This is a genomic window from Mycobacterium sp., from assembly GCF_050701515.1.
Taxonomy (GTDB): domain Bacteria; phylum Actinomycetota; class Actinomycetes; order Mycobacteriales; family Mycobacteriaceae; genus Mycobacterium.
Map to the genome: position 1 here is coordinate 1 of NZ_JBOGDB010000298.1, position 15,187 is coordinate 15,187.

Below are 15,187 nucleotides of genomic sequence, written 5' to 3' on the forward strand. Positions count from 1 at the left end.
CCAGAACCTATTTCACCGGCAATCACCTCACCGGAGTTCAGTCCGATTCGCAAGCGAAAAGCAACGCCGCGCTCCTGCAGCTCGACCGCGAGACGTTGAACTTCCTGCTGGATATCCAGTGCGGCCATGCAGGCCCGTAATGCGTGGTCCTCCAGCGATACCGGTGCGCCGAACACCGCCATAACGCCGTCGCCGGTGAACTTGTCCACGGTCCCGCCATAGCGCTGCACCACCGCCGACGAAAGGTGCAGCAGCTCGGTCATCATCTCCCGCAACCGCTCCGCACCCACCGCAGCGGCAATATCCATCGAATGCACCACGTCGGCGAAGAGCACCGTGACTTGCTTGTACTCAGCGGGCGACCGCGACTGACTGACAGCCGTGCCGCATTCGCTGCAGAACTTGGCCGTTGTGGTCAGCTGCGCGCCGCAGGACGCGCACTCCAGCGCCGCTGTGGTCATTGCCGACCGCCACTCACGGCAACATCGTGTCACCGTCAGCACAACGGTGCGGTCAAAACGGGCACGCTCGCCCACGCGCGAGCGTGCACGTTTGCACAGGGTTTCGCGGCGTGTCGCGGAGCAGACACGCACTCTCGCGGGAAAAAGCTAGCGCGAGGCTTTCTTGCGCTCGATGTCGGCCAGCGCGGCCGCCAGCTCGGCCCGCTGGGCCGCCGCCGTGTCCCAGGCGAGTTTGCGGTTCTTCACGACCTTGGCCGGCGCACCCACCGCGATCGCATAGTCCGGAATGTCGCCCTTGACCACCGCGTGCGATCCCAGTACGCAACCCCGCCCGATCGTGGTGTTGCGCAGGATGGTGACCTTGGTCGCGACCCAGGTGTCAGGCCCGATCCGCACCGGCCCTTTGAGGATGCCCTGATCCTTGATCGGCACGTTGATGTCGTCCATCTTGTGGTCGAAGTCGCACACGTAGACCCAGTCCGCCATCAGCACCGAGGCGCCCAGCTCGATATCGAGGTAGGTGTTGATGACGTTGTCCCGGCCGAGCACCACCTTGTCCCCGAAGCGCAGCGAGCCCTCATGGCAGCGGATCGTGTTCTTGTCGCCGATGTGGACCCAGCGTCCGATCTCCATCGTCGACAACTCGGGGGTGGCCTGAATCTCGACGCCCTTACCGAGGAAGACCATGCCGCGGGTGATGATGTGCGGGTTTCCGAGCTTGAACTTCAGCAGCCGCCAGTAACGCACGAGGTACCACGGCGTGTAGGCCCGGTTGGCGATCACCCACTTCAGCGACGCCATCGTGAGGAATCTGGCCTGCCGCGGGTCCCGGAGCCGCGATCCCCGCCAGCGCTTGTGCAGTGGCGCGTTCCACATGGTCGTCATGGCCGGAAAGCCTACGCGAGCGCTCTTGCTTGAAACGGTTACCCTCACGTGGGCCCGAAGAAAGGAAACCGTGTTTCGGCGACTCATTGTGCTGGCGCTTACCGCGCTGATCACGGGTGGGCTCGCCGGGTGCGGGAGCACCGACTCCTGGGTCGAGGCCCACGCCGCGTCCGGCTGGCCGGCGCAATATCGCGATGCCGGGAATAGCAGCTACGCGGCGATCGCCGGCGCCGAGACCCTGAACCTGGAGTGGACCCGATCGGTCAAGGGCGAGCTGGCGGCCGCCGTGGCGCTGGGGTCGGGCAGCTATCTGGCGGTCAACGCCCAAACCCCGGCCGGCTGCTCGCTGATGGTGTGGGAGACCGACAACAACGCCCGCCAACGCTGGTGCACCCGATTGGTCCAGGGTGGCGGATGGTCGAGCCCGTTGTTCGACGGCTTCGACAACCTCTACGTCGGCCAGCCCGGCGCGATTCTGTCTTTCCCGCCGACACAGTGGATCCGCTGGCGTCGACCGGTGATCGGAATGCCAACCACCCCAAGGATTCTCGCGCCGGGCCACCTGTTTGTGGTGACGCACCTCGGTCAGGTCCTGGTATTCGACGCCCAAAATGGCAACGTGGTGGGCAGCCCAATGGACCTGGTGGCCGGCGTCGACCCGAACGACTCCCTACGCGGGCTGGCCGATTGCCGGCTGGCGAGGCCGCGCTGCCCGGTGGCCTCCGCGCCCGCATTCGCGGCAGCGGCGGGCATCGTGGTGATCGGGCTGTGGCACCCCGGCGCCCGGACGTCCGCTCTGGTCGGGCTGAAGTACAACGCCAAGCAGAACCCGGTGCTTTCGGCGGCGTGGACCAGCGACGCCGTCACCGGCGGGGTGATGGCCAGCCCGGTGGCGTCCGCGGATGGATCGACGGTGTACGTCAACGGCCGTGACAAGCAGCTGTGGGCACTGAACTCCGCCGACGGCGAACCGAAATGGTCGGTGCCGCTGGACTTCCTGGCGCAGACCCCGCCGTCGGTGTCCCCGGACGGCCTGATCGTCTCCGGCGGCGGACCGGGCGCGAAGCTGGTCGCGATCAAGGATGGCGGCGACCGCGGCGAGGTGGCGTGGACCCGCGACGACGTCACGCCGTTGACCACGTCCAGCCAAGCGGGCGCCCATGTGGCCTACGGCGTTTTACGCGACGGCGAGAACGGGCAGGCACTTCTGGTGTTCGACCCCGCCGACGGCCGCACCGTAAATAGCTATCCGCTACCGGAGGCCACCGGTTGGCCCGTCGGAGTGTCCGTCGGCCACGACCGCCGCGTCGTCACCGCCACCAGCGACGGTCAGGTATACGGGTTCGCGCCGGCCTAAGGCGCGGCGAGGATGGGGGCGAGCACGGTGCGCGGCACCGATGCCTGAGTGGCACCCGCCGCTCCGGGCAGCAGTTCACCCTGGCCGAAGAAAAAGATCACCGCGTCATCGGTGACCGCGAAGTTCTGGTAGTTCGACGGGTCCAGCCCGTCCCCGGGCGATATCGGCTGATCGATTCCCGTCTGCTTCTCCAGCTCGCGCTGGACGGCCGGGAAGATGATGTCGAGGGGCTTGGTGCCGGGCTTGAACAAGGTGTCGTAGGTGATCGGTGCACCCTTGACAAGGTCGTAGTTGAACGCCTTGTACCAAGTCTGGGGATGCGGGCCGCCGACATTCTGGTAGACCTCGAACACCACGCTCTGGGTGCGGCCCGGCGGCTGTCCGGAGCGATAGCCGGTACCCCTGGCGTCGAGCGCGTACGGCATGTCGCGCGAGTCGGGCATCTCGGAGACGTTGACGAAGCCGTCGCGGGTCTGGGTCAGGTAGTCGCTGAGCGCGCGCTGGTCTGGGTAGTCGACCGGGAAGCCGAAATCGAGCGTGTAGCTGGGCTCGGCGGCATGCACACGGCAGATCTGGTCCGCGTCGACGGTGCCGCCGAGATCCGCACACGCCGTCTGCGCTCCGGCCACCACTACGCCGGGTCCAGCGGTCAGAATGCCGGCCGCCAGCAGTGCGGCCATCCCTAGAGTGCGCATCGTTGCCAGCGTACGCGTGGCGTTAGCGCGACGGTCGGCAAATGAATGCCGTTGGCCTACTTGCCGTACCAGAGCCGATCCGGGTGATCACCGCCGTGACCTGCTGCGAACCCCGCAATCGCAGCCTGGGCCGCAGCATGTCGGGGTCCACGTCCACCCCGCGCACCAGAATCTCGGCGGCGCCCGCGTCGCGCGCGGACAGGGCCTGACGCAGCCGTTTCTCGCTGTAGCCGAGTTCGTCGAGCACCTCAAAGCCGCGCATGCCATCGGGCAGCCGATCGCCGGACAGGTAGGCGATCTCGGGGTCGAGCTGCCAGAGCCCGTGCCTGGCCGCGTAGTGGCGCACCAGCCCGGCACGGACGACCGCGCCGTCGGGATCGACGATCCATCGGCCAGCGGGTGCCACCGGGCAGTCGCCGGGTTCGGCGTCGGTGATCTGCTCGGCGGTGTCCAGGATGGTGGCGCGGCGGGTAACGCCCGCCTCGGTCAGGCCCGGCGACCACAGACACGCCTCGCGCACGCTGCCGCCGAGCGATATCACCTCGACCTCGCTTTCGAAGCCGAGCCGGTGAAGCTGTCCGAAATCGATTCCGGGCGCGCATTTTACGACGAGATCGCGGTCCCGGTAGACATCCAGCACCCGATCCAGCGGCGGGGAATAGTCGCGCGCGTCGAACCGTCGCCGGCCGGACCGTCGACGGGCCGGGTCGACGACCACGACGGCGTCGCGGGTGACCGGGCGCAACGCGTCGGCCCGACACAGCTCGACGTCGCCGACATTGTGCCGTGCCATGGCGAGCCGGACCGGGTCCAGATCGCTGCCGACGACGTAGGCGGCCGAATTGCGCAGTGCGGCAAGCTCCGAGCCGATCGAACAGGTGGCGTCGTGCACGCGGGCGCCGGCCAGCCGTCGGGCCCGATGCTCGGCCACCGGCTCGGCGGTGGCCTGTTGCAGCGCGTCGTCGGTGAACAACCAGCCCGACGGGTCGGCGAATTTGGCGCCCGCCCGACGGCGCAACAACACGGTCTCGACCAGAACCGGCGCGCGGTCACCGAATTGCCTTCGTACCGAGGCGATGTCGGTGACCCGAGTCGCATCCGTCAACCCGTAGCCCTGGACATCGCGCAGCGCCTGCACTCCCACCGCGCTGCGCAGATACGCGACGGTTTCAAGGCCGAAATCTACGACGGCTTAACCCCGGTGACCATGACGTTGTAGAACCAGCCCTTGGGCACGATGCGGCCCCAGACGTTGGCGTCCACCCACGACAGCGTCGTCCAGCTGCTGAACGCGAACCTGGCCCAGCCCAAGCCCAGCCGTCCCGGCGGCACCGCCGCCTCGATGGTGCGCAGCGGCCAGCCCAGCATGGCGGCGGTGAACTCGGTCGTGGCGCTGTCCACGTCCACGGCGCCGGTCGCGGTGGCCATCCGCTCCAGGTCGCTCGGCTCGAAGGTGTGCAGGTCGACGATCGCCTCCAGCGCGGCGGCACGCGACGACTCGTCGAGCTCGGTTTGCGGGCGCCGCCAACCGGTCAGGCCCGGCAGTCTGGTCACGTTGGTCACCACGCGCCACGTGAGCGTGGACAGCGGGCGAGCGTAGCGTTCGCCTGCATTGGTCGGCTCACCGGCGAACACGAACCGCCCGCCCGGTTTGAGCACCCGGACCACCTCGCGCAGCGACAGCTCGACGTCGGGTATGTGGTGCAGCACCGCGTGGCCGACGACCAGATCGAAGGTGTCGTCGTCGTACGGGATGCCCTCGGCGTCGGCGACCCGGCCGTCGATGTCCAGGCCAAGCGACTGACCGTTGCGGGTGGCCACCTTGACCATGCCCGGCGACAGGTCGGTGACCGAGCCACGCCGCGCCACCCCCGCCTGGATCAGGTTCAGCAGAAAGAAGCCGCTGCCGCAGCCCAGCTCCAGCGCCCGGTCGTACGGCAGCCCACGAACGTCCTCGTCGGGCACGATCGCGTCGAAGAGGTCGCGGGCGTAGTCGACACAGCGCTTGTCGTAGGAGATCGACCACTTGTCGTCGTAGGACTCGGCCTCCCAGTCGTGGTAGAGCACCTGCGCGAGCTTGGAGTCGTGCCGTGCGGCCTCCACTTCCTCCGCCGTGGCGTGGGGCCTCGGAGTCGGCTGGCCGACGACATCGGATCGAGCGCCGGATTCCTCGAAACTCATGCAGGGCAGCCTAACGGCCGTCATCAAACGACGCTTTGGCGGCGGCCAATACCTGCGACGGATGGTCGACGAGGCGCTCCGCCCAGGTCACGGCGGCGTCGTACACCGCGTCCGGGGCCACCATCTCGTCGATCAGGCCCAATGCCAGCGCCTCCTTGGCGTCGACGAACCGCCCGCTGAACACCAAATCCTTGGCCTTGCTCACGCCGATCGCGCGCGCCAACCGGGTCGTTCCGCCCGGAGTCAGCCCGGCCAGGATCTCGGTGGCGCCGAGCTTGGCGTTGTCGCCGGCCACCCGCCAGTCCGCGGCCAGCGCCAGCGACAGGCCGCTGCCAAGGGCGTAACCGGTGATCGCGGCGACGGTCGGTTTCGGGATCGCACCGAGCGCTTCGACGGCGTCCCGGCTGACGCGGGCGGCCCCTGCGGCTTCGTCCGCGTTGAGCGTCCGCAGCACGGCCACGTCGTCGCCGGCGGAGAAGATCTCATGCCCGCCGAACACGATAACCGCCGCGACGTCGGCGCGCGCGCCCAGATCGGCGGCGGCAGCAGTGATCTCGCGATACATCTGCCGGGTCAGCGCATTGGTCGGCGGCCGCGACAGCACCAGGGTGGCGATGCCCGGACGCTCCTCGTTGAAGTAGATGTTGACGAACTCGGTCATGGTGATCGCCCCTGAAGCGCCTCGTTGTAGCGCTCGCCGTCGAAGAACTCGAACTCCCAGTTCCCCTCGGTAATGGTCAGATTCGGCTGCACGGTGACGATTTTGCGCTCCACCGCCAGCACCTCGGCGACGCTGCGGCCGGCCAACGAGTCCAATTGCGTCCAGGTCGGCGGCAACAGGAAGCTTCGTTTTGCCACGAAGTCCTCGAGTGCGGCGTCGGGCGTGACCCAGCCGGCCTGGTCGGTTTCGGTGTTCTCGCCGTCGGCACGCTGACCCTCCGGAAGCGCACCGACGAAGAAGTAGGTGTCGTAGCGACGGGTGCGCTCCTCTTTGGGGGTCACCCAGTTCGCCCACGGCCGCAGCAGGTCGGCGCGCAGCACCAGGTTCTCGGTGCGCAGGAATTCCGCGAACGACAGCGAGTTGTCCACCAGGGCCGAGCGGGCATCCCGGTACACCGAGGCGTCGCCGACGATGCCGTGCGGGTCGTCGGCCGGACCGGCGAACAGCACCCCGGACTCTTCGAAGGTTTCGCGGGCGGCAGCGCATACCAGCGCTTCGGCCAGGTCCGTCTCGACACCGAACCGCTGCGACCACCACGACGGATCCGGTCCGGCCCAGGTGATCTCGGCGTTGCGGTCGCGGTCGTCGACACCGCCGCCTGGGAACACCATCACGCCGGCGACGAAGTCCATCGCGGAATGCCGCCGCATCAGAAACACCTTGATGCCGTCGGCAGTGTCGCGCACCAGCATCACCGTGGCCGCGGGACGGGGGGTGAGCGGCTGTTCGGTCATGCACGCCTCCTGTGCGCTGCCCTGGATCTGGTGCGGCGGGCGAAATAGCGCCCGTCGATGACCTCCAGGGCAATGGACTGGCCGAACGCCGTGGACAGATTCTCCGCGGTCAGCACGTCCGGCAGCAAACCGGCGTCGACCACTTGCCCCTCCGACAAGATCATGGCGTGGCTGAAGCCCTGCGGGATCTCCTCGACGTGGTGGGTGACGAGCACGATCGCCGGGGCGTCGGGGTCGGCGGCCAGGTCGGCCAGCCGCGCCACCAGCTCTTCGCGGCCGCCGAGATCGAGGCCCGCCGCCGGCTCGTCGAGCAGCAGGAGCTCCGGGTCGGTCATCAAAGAACGGGCGATCAGGACGCGTTTGCGTTCCCCCTCCGACAGCGTCTCGTACGTACGATCGGCAAGGTGTTCGGCGCCGACGCTTTCCAGCATGTCGATGGCCTGGTTGTAGTCGACGTCCTCGTAGCGCTCCCGCCATCGGCCGAGCACGGCGTATCCGGCCGACACCACGAGATCACGCACCACTTCCCCGTCGGGCACCCGCTGCGACAGCGCCGAGCTGCTCAGGCCGACGCGGGAACGCAGTTCGGACATGTCGACCCGGCCCAGCCGTTCGCCGAGCACGTAGGCCGTGCCCGATGACGGATGTTCCATCGCGGCGGCGATGCGCAGCAGCGACGTCTTGCCCGCGCCGTTCGGCCCGACGACCACCCAGCGTTCGTCGAGTTCCACCGTCCACGAAACCGGCCCGACCAGAACCTGGCGGCCACGCCGCAGCGTGACCTTGGCGAAGTCGATCAGCAGGTCGGGGTCGGCTGCATCGCCTTCGGTGTCGGGCACTCGCCCATCGTAGTGAAGCGATTTCGGCGTGCTCGGTTGCGCCTCGCGCCAACTTTCACGTCCAAACCGCTGGCATTCGCCACCGTGGCGCTACGCATGGTGTGGGAAGCGAATCCGTATCAGTTCGAGTTCGCGGCGCACCCGCTCCGCGTCACGGTCGAGGAACTCCGCCGGAATTCTCTCGGAGGGCCTGGAGAACTTGGCCCACGTCCGGGCCAATCGAGATGTCCAATTCGTGCTCATGGGTCGATGATCGAGCCAACTGGCTTGCCTTTCAATAGCCAGTTGGCGCATACTGGTCGGCAAATGACCATCGAATTGGCGGCCCGCACGCTCGATGTGGACCTGTTGGCCCGCGAGCTCGGCAACTGGCGCACGTCCAGTCGCAGCGGCCCGGTCTACCAGGGCCTGGCCGACGCCATCCGGCTGCTGATCATCGACGGGCGACTTCCGGTCGGCGCCCGGCTGCCCAGCGAGCGGGCGCTCGCCGACGCGCTGCGGGTGTCGCGCACCACGGTCACCGCCGCCTACACGCACTTGCGCGACGACGGCTACCTGAATGCCCGCCGCGGGGCGCGCAGCACCACCGCCCTGCCCGTCGCGCCGGCGGTCCGCACCGACACCACGCCACCAGCGGTGAGCCTGGCCGCCGCGGCGCTGTCCGCTCCGGCCGCCGCGGTGATGGAGGCGTTCACCGACGCGACCCACGACGTGACGCCGTACCTGCATGAGCCCGGCCACGAACTGGTCGGGGTGGGTGCGCTGCGGCAGGCGATCGCCGAAAGATATTGCGAGCGCGGCCTTCCCACCGAACCCGACGAGGTGATGGTGACGACCGGGGCGCTGCACGCCATCGGCCTGATCCTGACGACGTATGTACAGCCCGGCGACCGCGTCTTGGTGGAACAGCCCACGTATCACGGCGCGTTGTCGGCCATCACCACCGCCGGTGCGCGACCCGTCCCGGTGGCGATGACGGAGGACGGCTGGGAACTCGACGCACTGCAGGCCGCGGTGCATCAACTGTCGCCGAGTCTTGCCTATCTGATACCCGACAACCAGAACCCCACCGGGCTGACAATGCCGACGGCGGACCGAAAGCGGTTGGCGGGCATCATCACCGAAACCCGGACGCGCACCGTCATCGACGAGACCATTCTCGACATGTGGCTCGACCAACCGATGCCGGCGCCGATGGCTGCGGAGATGACGACACGACGCGACCTGGTACTGACCGTCGGTTCGATGTCGAAGTCGTTCTGGGGCGGCCTGCGGGTCGGCTGGATTCGCGCCGAGCAAACGACGATCGCCACGATCGCCGCCCTTCGCCCGTCCATCGACATGGGGACGGCTGTACTTGAACAGCTCGCGGCCGCACGGCTTCTCGCGCAGCGGGACGAACTCCTGCCCGAGCGGCGGGAAATCTTGCGGACACGACGTGCCTTGCTGAAATCGCTGTTGAACCAGCATCTTCCGGACTGGCGGCCGGGCCCGGGCGTCGGAGGAATGTCGCTGTGGGTGCGGCTGCCGGCGCCGATGAGTTCTGCGCTGTCAGCGTCCGCGTCACGGATGGGTCTTGATATTCCTCCGGGTCCGCGATTCGGTGTCGATGGCACGTTGGAGCGGTTCATCCGGGTCCCCTACGCGCTGCCCGAAGAGCAGTTGTCCGAGGCGGTGGAATTGCTGTCCCGCGCTTGGCGTTCGGTGACCGGAGCAACCGCGCCCGAACCGAAGGCTGTTGTGGTCTAGTCGTCGGGTATGTCGACCCGGCGCGCCACACCGTCTATCTTGTCGGCTGCCTCGATCTCGCCGCGGGTGATGCCGAGGATGAACAGCACGGTGTCGAGATACGGGTGGTTCAGCGACGCGTCGGCGATCTCACGCACCGCCGGTTTGGCATTGAACGCCACGCCAAGGCCGGCGGCGGCCAGCATATCCATGTCGTTGGCGCCATCGCCGACGGCTACCGTCTGCTCCATCGGCACGCCTGCCTGCTGGGCGAAATCCCGCAGCGCCTTGGCTTTTCCGGGCCGGTCGATGACCGGTCCGATGACCCGGCCGGTCAACTTTCCGTCGACGATCTCGAGTTCGTTGGCCGCGACGAAGTCCATCATCAGTTCGTGCGCGAGCGGGTCAATCACCTGCCGGAAGCCACCGGACACGATGCCGCAGTGATACCCCAAGCGCCGCAACGTGCGCAGCGTGGTTCGCGCGCCGGGCGTGAGCTGGATCTGCTCCCCGACCTCTTCGAGCACCTCGGCCGGCAGGCCCGCCAGCGGCGCCACCCGCCGATGCAGCGATTCCGCGAAGTCCAGCTCGCCGCGCATGGCGGCCTCGGTAACCTCCGCGACCGCGGCATGTGCGCCGACCCGGTCGGCCAGCATCTCGATCACCTCGCCCTGGATCAGCGTCGAGTCGACGTCAAAGACGATGAGCCGCTTAGCCCGTCGTGACAGGCTGTAATCCTCGAGCGCGATGTCCACACCCTCGTCGACCGCCACTTTTGCCAGTGCTGTCTGCAGCTGCTGGTAGGCCCCGCCGGGCGGAACCGACACCCGAAGCTCCAGCCCGGTCACCGGGTAGTCGGACACACCGCGGATGAAGTCGATGTTGACGCCGAGCGCGGCCACTTCGCGGGCCACCACGCCGAAGGACTCGGCGGTGATGGGCCGGCCCAGCACGACAATGGTGTGGGTGGACGGCTCATGCATGACCGGCAGCTCGTCGCTGCGCTCGATGGTCACGTCGAGGCCCACGCCGTGGATGGCCGCCTCGACCTCCTCGCGCAGTTCGGCGCCGCCGGCCACCTCCGCCGTGCCCGATACCAGCACGCCCAGCGTCAGGCGACCGCGGATGACGACCTGTTCGACGTTGAGCAGCTCAACATGGTGCCGGGATAGGACTTCGAAAAGTGCGGATGTCACGCCCGGCTGGTCGACTCCGGTGACGGTGATCAACACCGACACCTTGGACGTGCTCACCCCCGGTTGACGCGAGCCGCCATCAGGTCCGGACGTTCTCGTCGTCCAACCTGGTGACGTCGCGGTCCTCCGGGCCGTGGGCCCGCCCGATGTGCGCCTCGGCGCGCATTCGATCCACCATGTGTGGATAGTGCAACTCGAACGCCGGTCGCTCCGAACGGATCCGGGGCAACTCGGTGAAGTTGTGCCGCGGCGGCGGGCAACTGGTGGCCCACTCCAGTGAATTGCCATAGCCCCACGGATCGTCGACCGTCACCGGCTCGCCGTAGCGCCAGCTCTTGAACACGTTCCACGCGAACGGCAGCATCGACGCACCGACGATGAATGCCCCGATCGTGGAGACGATGTTGAGCGCGGTGAACCCGTCGGTGGGCAGGTAGTCGGCGTAGCGGCGGGGCATGCCCTCGTTGCCCAGCCAGTGCTGCACCAGGAAGGTGGTGTGGAAGCCGATGAACGTCATCCAGAAGTGCAGCTTGCCCAGCCGCTCGTCAAGCAGCCGCCCGGTCATCTTGGGGAACCAGAAGTAAATGCCGGCGAAGGTCGCGAACACGATCGTGCCGAACAGCACGTAGTGGAAGTGCGCGACCACGAAGTAGGAGTCGGTGACCTGGAAGTCCAGCGGCGGGCTGGCCAGCAGCACGCCCGACAGTCCGCCGAGCAAGAAGGTGACCATGAAGCCCACCGACCACAGCATCGGTGTCTCGAACGTCAACTGGCCCTTCCACATCGTGCCTATCCAGTTGAAGAATTTGATCCCGGTTGGCACGGCGATCAAAAACGTCATGAAGGAGAAGAACGGCAACAGCACGGCGCCGGTGGCGTACATGTGGTGTGCCCACACCGCCACCGACAGCGCGCCAATCGACAGCGTCGCGTAGATCAGCGTGGTGTAGCCGAAGATCGGCTTGCGGGAGAACACCGGGAAGATCTCGGTGACGATGCCGAAGAACGGCAACGCGATGATGTACACCTCGGGGTGTCCGAAGAACCAGAACAGGTGCTGCCACAGCAGCACGCCGCCGTTGGCCGGGTCATAGATGTGCGCGCCCAGGTGGCGGTCGGCGGCCAGGCCGAACAGCGCGGCGGTCAGCAGCGGGAACGCCAGCAGCACCATGATGGATGTCACCAGGATGTTCCAGGTGAAGATCGGCATCCGGAACATGGTCATGCCGGGCGCGCGCATGCAGACCACCGTGGTGATCATGTTGACCCCGCCGAGGATGGTACCCAGACCGGCGACGGCCAGGCCCATGATCCACAGGTCGCCACCGGCGCCCGGGGAGTGGATGGCGTCGGTCAACGGGCTATAGGCGGTCCAGCCAAAGTCGGCGGCGCCACCCGGGGTGATGAAGCCGGCGATCGCGATCGTCGCGCCGAAGATGAACAGCCACAGCGAGAACGCGTTCAGCCTCGGGAACGCGACGTCGGGGGCGCCGATCTGCAGCGGCAGCACCAGGTTGGCGAACCCGAACACGATCGGGGTGGCGTAGAACAGCAGCATCACCGTGCCGTGCATGGTGAACAGCTGGTTGTACTGCTCGTTGGACAGGAACTGTAGGCCCGGCGCCGCCAACTCGGTGCGCATGAACAGTGCCATCAGGCCGCCAGTGAAGAAGAACGCCAGGCTGGCGACGCAGTACATGATGCCGATCAACTTGTGATCGGTGGTGGTCAGCATTTTGTAGACCAGGCTGCCCTTCGGGCCGAGCCGCGCCGGGAAGGGACGACGGGCCTCGAGTTCTCCGACCGGGGGCGCTTCGGCTACCAAGAGGTCCTCCAAACGTTCATCCGGGTATCCCCGCAATGTTGCTGTTCGAATCCTATCTCCCGACGGGCCCTCTGTCGGCATGGGTCCTACAAACCGTCGTAATCGATTTGCAGCTATGCCCAACTGTTGCGTTTGTTGCTGCAAAACGCGGGTCGCGGCCGCAACAAACGCCACAAATACCGGCAGCTGCTACCGTCGGCCCGTGCTGATCCGCCGACCGGCGCCCGTCCCGCGCAGGCGGGTGGGCCCCCAGCTTGCGAGGGGAGTACCCCCAGTCCTCGCTGCCGGGGCGGCCGTGCTGACCGCGGTGGCGGTGACCATGTTCAGCGGCTGCAGCTCCCCGGACGGGGCGCCGTCCTCGCCGGCGGCCGAGCAGGCGGAGATCACCAGCACCACCAAGATCGCGGACGCGGCCGTACTGGGCAATCAGCGCAGGCCCGACGAATCCTGTGCGCCGGATCCGGCGCCGGTCGACCCCGGCGCACGCGCCGACCCGCAGCGCATCGTGGCGCTCTCCGGCGATCAGCTCGATGCGCTGTGCGCGCTGGGGCTGCAGTCGCGCATCGTCGGCGCCGCCCTGCCCGACGGATCCACCAGCCAGCCGTGGTACCTGGGCACCGTCGTGCACGACGTGCCCGCGGTGGGCACCCGCAGCGAGCCCGATCTGGGTGCGATCCGGGCCGCGAACCCCGACCTGATCCTGGGATCGGCGGCCCTGACCCCGCAGGCCTACCCCGCTCTGTCCGAGATCGCCCCGACCGTGTTCACCGGGGCGCCCGGCGCGGCCTGGGAGGACACCATCCGGACGGTGGGCGAGGCAACCGGCCGGGCCGCGGCCGCCACCGGATTGCTCGACGGCTTCAACGCCGCCGCCGACCAGACCGGCGCCCAGAACGACGCCGCGCACTTCCAGGCATCGGTGGTGCAGCTCACCGACACCACCATGCGGGTCTACGGCACCGACAGCTTCCCCGGCAGCGTGCTGGCCCGCGTCGGCGCGGATCGCCCTGCCGCGCAACGGTTTACCGACAAACCGTATGTCGAGATCGGCACCAGCGACGTCGACTTGGCGAACTCTCCCGACTTCTCCATCGCCGACGGAGACATCGTCTACGTGTCGTTCAACTCACCGGCGGCCAAGGACCGCGCCGGCGAGGTAATGGGCAGCGATGCGTGGCGCAAGCTGTCCGCCAACAAGGACAACCGGGTCTTCGTCGTCAACAACGAGGTGTGGCAGGCCGGCCGGGGCATCGTTGCCGCCCGCGGCATGCTGGCGGACCTGCGCTGGATCAACGCGCCGATCAACTGACGGCGGTTACGACCTGTCCTTCTCGACACCAGCCGGCGGCCAACCCGCGGCGGCCAGTTTGGTGGCCACCCGCCTGACGTTTTCCGGGCCGGCGTCGTGGTCGGTGACGTCCTTGATGAAGGCGGCGATCTCATCCCCGTCGATGGGCCCGTCGACGGCCGGGCTGGACTTGTTGGTGGTGATGTTGCGCACCACTTCTTTGACCTGCTCGTCGGTCAACGGCGTGGCGCGCAGGAGGGCCAGCAGCGGGACCCGCTCGGCTCCCGGAACGCGCTCGGGGTAGCCGGCACGCAACCACCGCAGAATCGAGCCCAGCAGCGAGGTGGCGGTCACAATGCCCAGTGTCCTGGCAATTCGGCATGCCCGCCACCGTCGTACGAGTCTAGAAGTCCCAGTCCTCGTCTTCGGTGTTGACGGCCTTGCCGATCACGTAGGACGAGCCCGAGCCAGAGAAGAAGTCGTGGTTCTCGTCGGCGTTGGGGCTCAGTGCCGACAGGATCGCCGGGTTCACGTCGGTCTCGTCGCGCGGGAACAGCGCCTCGTAGCCGAGGTTCATCAGCGCCTTGTTCGCGTTGTAGCGCAAGAACTTCTTGACGTCCTCGGTGAGCCCGACTTCGTCGTAGAGATCCTGGGTGTACTCCACCTCGTTGTCATAGAGCTCGAAGAGCAGCTCATAGGTGTAGTCCTTCAGCTCCTGCTGGCGGGCGGGGTCCTCGAGCGCCAGCCCTTTCTGATACTTGTAGCCGATGTAGTAGCCGTGCACCGCCTCGTCGCGGATGATCAGCCGGATCATGTCAGCGGTGTTGGTCAGCTTGGCCCGGCTCGACCAGTACATCGGCAGGTAGAAGCCGGAGTAGAAGAGGAAGCTCTCCAGCAGGGTTGACGCCACCTTGCGCTTGAGCGGCTCGTCGCCCTTGTAGTACTGCATCACGATCTCGGCCTTGCGCTGCAGGTTCGGGTTCTCCTCCGACCAGCGGAAGGCGTCGTCGATCTCCGCGGTCGAGCACAGCGTGGAGAAGATGTTGCTGTAGCTGCGGGCGTGCACCGACTCCATGAACGCGATGTTGGTGTAGACCGCCTCCTCGTGCGGGGTCAGCGCGTCGGGAATCAGGCTGACCGCACCGACGGTGCCCTGGATCGTGTCGAGCAGCGTCAGGCCGGTGAACACGCGCATCGTGAGCTGCTGCTCGTCGTGCGTGAGGGTCGCCCACGACTGGATGTCGTTCGAGACCGGGACCTTCTCCGGCAGCCAGAAG

15 protein-coding genes and 1 pseudogene are annotated in these 15,187 nt (G+C 67.4%); 3 read left to right on the top strand and 13 right to left on the bottom strand.

Going from position 1 to position 15,187, the window contains the following annotated elements; genetic code table 11:
* The coding region (locus tag ACRDU5_RS21860; protein WP_526617096.1) for an adenylate/guanylate cyclase domain-containing protein at positions 1-461 on the bottom strand (461 nt) is incomplete at its 3' end.
* Positions 462-608: 147 nt separating this feature from the next.
* Positions 609-1,346 (bottom strand): acyltransferase, encoded by a 738-nt coding sequence (locus ACRDU5_RS21865; RefSeq protein ID WP_526617084.1) that lies wholly within the window; start codon positions 1,344-1,346, stop codon positions 609-611.
* A 70-nt stretch (positions 1,347-1,416) separates the two neighbouring features.
* On the opposite strand from ACRDU5_RS21865, the gene ACRDU5_RS21870 reads away from it, so the two are divergent.
* On the top strand, positions 1,417-2,703 hold the full coding sequence (locus tag ACRDU5_RS21870; protein WP_526617085.1) for a BamB-related PQQ repeat family beta-propellar protein: 1,287 nt from the start codon (positions 1,417-1,419) through the stop codon (positions 2,701-2,703).
* Here ACRDU5_RS21870 and ACRDU5_RS21875 read toward each other — a convergent pair.
* The 7 genes and pseudogenes from ACRDU5_RS21875 to ACRDU5_RS21905 form a co-directional block, all read right to left on the bottom strand.
* Positions 2,700-3,398 (bottom strand): esterase, encoded by a 699-nt coding sequence (locus ACRDU5_RS21875; RefSeq protein ID WP_526617086.1) that lies wholly within the window; start codon positions 3,396-3,398, stop codon positions 2,700-2,702. The two genes, ACRDU5_RS21870 and ACRDU5_RS21875, sit on opposite strands and share 4 nt — an antisense overlap.
* A 22-nt stretch (positions 3,399-3,420) precedes the next feature.
* A pseudogene (locus tag ACRDU5_RS21880) lies at positions 3,421-4,578 on the bottom strand (THUMP-like domain-containing protein); the annotation flags it as partial.
* A gap of 2 nt (positions 4,579-4,580) precedes the next feature.
* Positions 4,581-5,579 (bottom strand): class I SAM-dependent methyltransferase, encoded by a 999-nt coding sequence (locus tag ACRDU5_RS21885; protein WP_526617087.1) that lies wholly within the window; start codon positions 5,577-5,579, stop codon positions 4,581-4,583.
* 10 nt (positions 5,580-5,589) lie between these two features.
* Entirely contained in the window at positions 5,590-6,240 is a 651-nt protein-coding gene (locus tag ACRDU5_RS21890; protein ID WP_526617088.1) for an enoyl-CoA hydratase, read from the bottom strand.
* Entirely contained in the window at positions 6,237-7,034 is a 798-nt protein-coding gene (locus ACRDU5_RS21895) for an NUDIX hydrolase (RefSeq protein ID WP_526617089.1), read from the bottom strand. Before ACRDU5_RS21895 ends, ACRDU5_RS21890 begins: the two co-directional genes overlap by 4 nt.
* The gene (locus tag ACRDU5_RS21900; RefSeq protein ID WP_526617090.1) at positions 7,031-7,873 is read right to left on the bottom strand and encodes an ABC transporter ATP-binding protein; all 843 of its coding nucleotides are present in this window, start codon (positions 7,871-7,873) and stop codon (positions 7,031-7,033) included. Before ACRDU5_RS21900 ends, ACRDU5_RS21895 begins: the two co-directional genes overlap by 4 nt.
* Positions 7,874-7,963: 90 nt before the next feature.
* A complete protein-coding gene (locus ACRDU5_RS21905) occupies positions 7,964-8,116 on the bottom strand; it encodes a hypothetical protein (protein ID WP_526617091.1) in 153 nt (50 codons plus the stop codon).
* A 63-nt stretch (positions 8,117-8,179) separates the two neighbouring features.
* Between ACRDU5_RS21905 and yczR the strand changes: the two genes are divergently transcribed.
* Positions 8,180-9,622 (top strand): MocR-like transcription factor YczR, encoded by a 1,443-nt coding sequence (gene yczR / locus ACRDU5_RS21910; RefSeq protein WP_526617092.1) that lies wholly within the window; start codon positions 8,180-8,182, stop codon positions 9,620-9,622.
* On the opposite strand, the gene serB is transcribed toward yczR, so the two are convergent.
* On the bottom strand, positions 9,619-10,854 hold the full coding sequence (serB, locus tag ACRDU5_RS21915) for a phosphoserine phosphatase SerB (protein WP_526617093.1): 1,236 nt from the start codon (positions 10,852-10,854) through the stop codon (positions 9,619-9,621). The genes yczR and serB overlap by 4 nt on opposite strands.
* A 22-nt stretch (positions 10,855-10,876) precedes the next feature.
* Positions 10,877-12,622, bottom strand: a complete 1,746-nt coding sequence (gene ctaD, locus ACRDU5_RS21920) for an aa3-type cytochrome oxidase subunit I (protein WP_526617097.1) — start codon at positions 12,620-12,622, stop codon at positions 10,877-10,879.
* Between the two features lie 319 nt (positions 12,623-12,941).
* Between ctaD and ACRDU5_RS21925 the strand changes: the two genes are divergently transcribed.
* The gene (locus tag ACRDU5_RS21925) at positions 12,942-13,931 is read left to right on the top strand and encodes an iron-siderophore ABC transporter substrate-binding protein (RefSeq protein ID WP_526617098.1); all 990 of its coding nucleotides are present in this window, start codon (positions 12,942-12,944) and stop codon (positions 13,929-13,931) included.
* Positions 13,932-13,937: 6 nt separating this feature from the next.
* On the opposite strand, the gene ACRDU5_RS21930 is transcribed toward ACRDU5_RS21925, so the two are convergent.
* Both ACRDU5_RS21930 and nrdF read right to left on the bottom strand, forming a co-directional pair.
* Entirely contained in the window at positions 13,938-14,264 is a 327-nt protein-coding gene (locus ACRDU5_RS21930) for a DUF3349 domain-containing protein (RefSeq protein WP_526617094.1), read from the bottom strand.
* Positions 14,265-14,313: 49 nt separating this feature from the next.
* Positions 14,314-15,187 (bottom strand): class 1b ribonucleoside-diphosphate reductase subunit beta (nrdF, locus tag ACRDU5_RS21935; RefSeq protein ID WP_526617095.1); only part of this gene is annotated, 874 nt, incomplete at its 5' end.

Bases quoted from the DNA above. Each gene is read 5' to 3' on its own strand.
- yczR (WP_526617092.1), top strand. From the start codon at position 8,180: ATGACCATCGAATTGGCGGCCCGCACGCTCGATGTGGACCTGTTGGCC.
- ACRDU5_RS21925 (WP_526617098.1), top strand. From the start codon at position 12,942: ATGTTCAGCGGCTGCAGCTCCCCGGACGGGGCGCCGTCCTCGCCGGCG.
- ACRDU5_RS21895 (WP_526617089.1), bottom strand. From the start codon at position 7,034: ATGACCGAACAGCCGCTCACCCCCCGTCCCGCGGCCACGGTGATGCTG.
- ACRDU5_RS21885 (WP_526617087.1), bottom strand. From the start codon at position 5,579: ATGAGTTTCGAGGAATCCGGCGCTCGATCCGATGTCGTCGGCCAGCCG.
- ACRDU5_RS21865 (WP_526617084.1), bottom strand. From the start codon at position 1,346: ATGACGACCATGTGGAACGCGCCACTGCACAAGCGCTGGCGGGGATCG.
- ACRDU5_RS21890 (WP_526617088.1), bottom strand. From the start codon at position 6,240: ATGACCGAGTTCGTCAACATCTACTTCAACGAGGAGCGTCCGGGCATC.
- ACRDU5_RS21905 (WP_526617091.1), bottom strand. From the start codon at position 8,116: ATGAGCACGAATTGGACATCTCGATTGGCCCGGACGTGGGCCAAGTTC.
- ACRDU5_RS21875 (WP_526617086.1), bottom strand. From the start codon at position 3,398: ATGCGCACTCTAGGGATGGCCGCACTGCTGGCGGCCGGCATTCTGACC.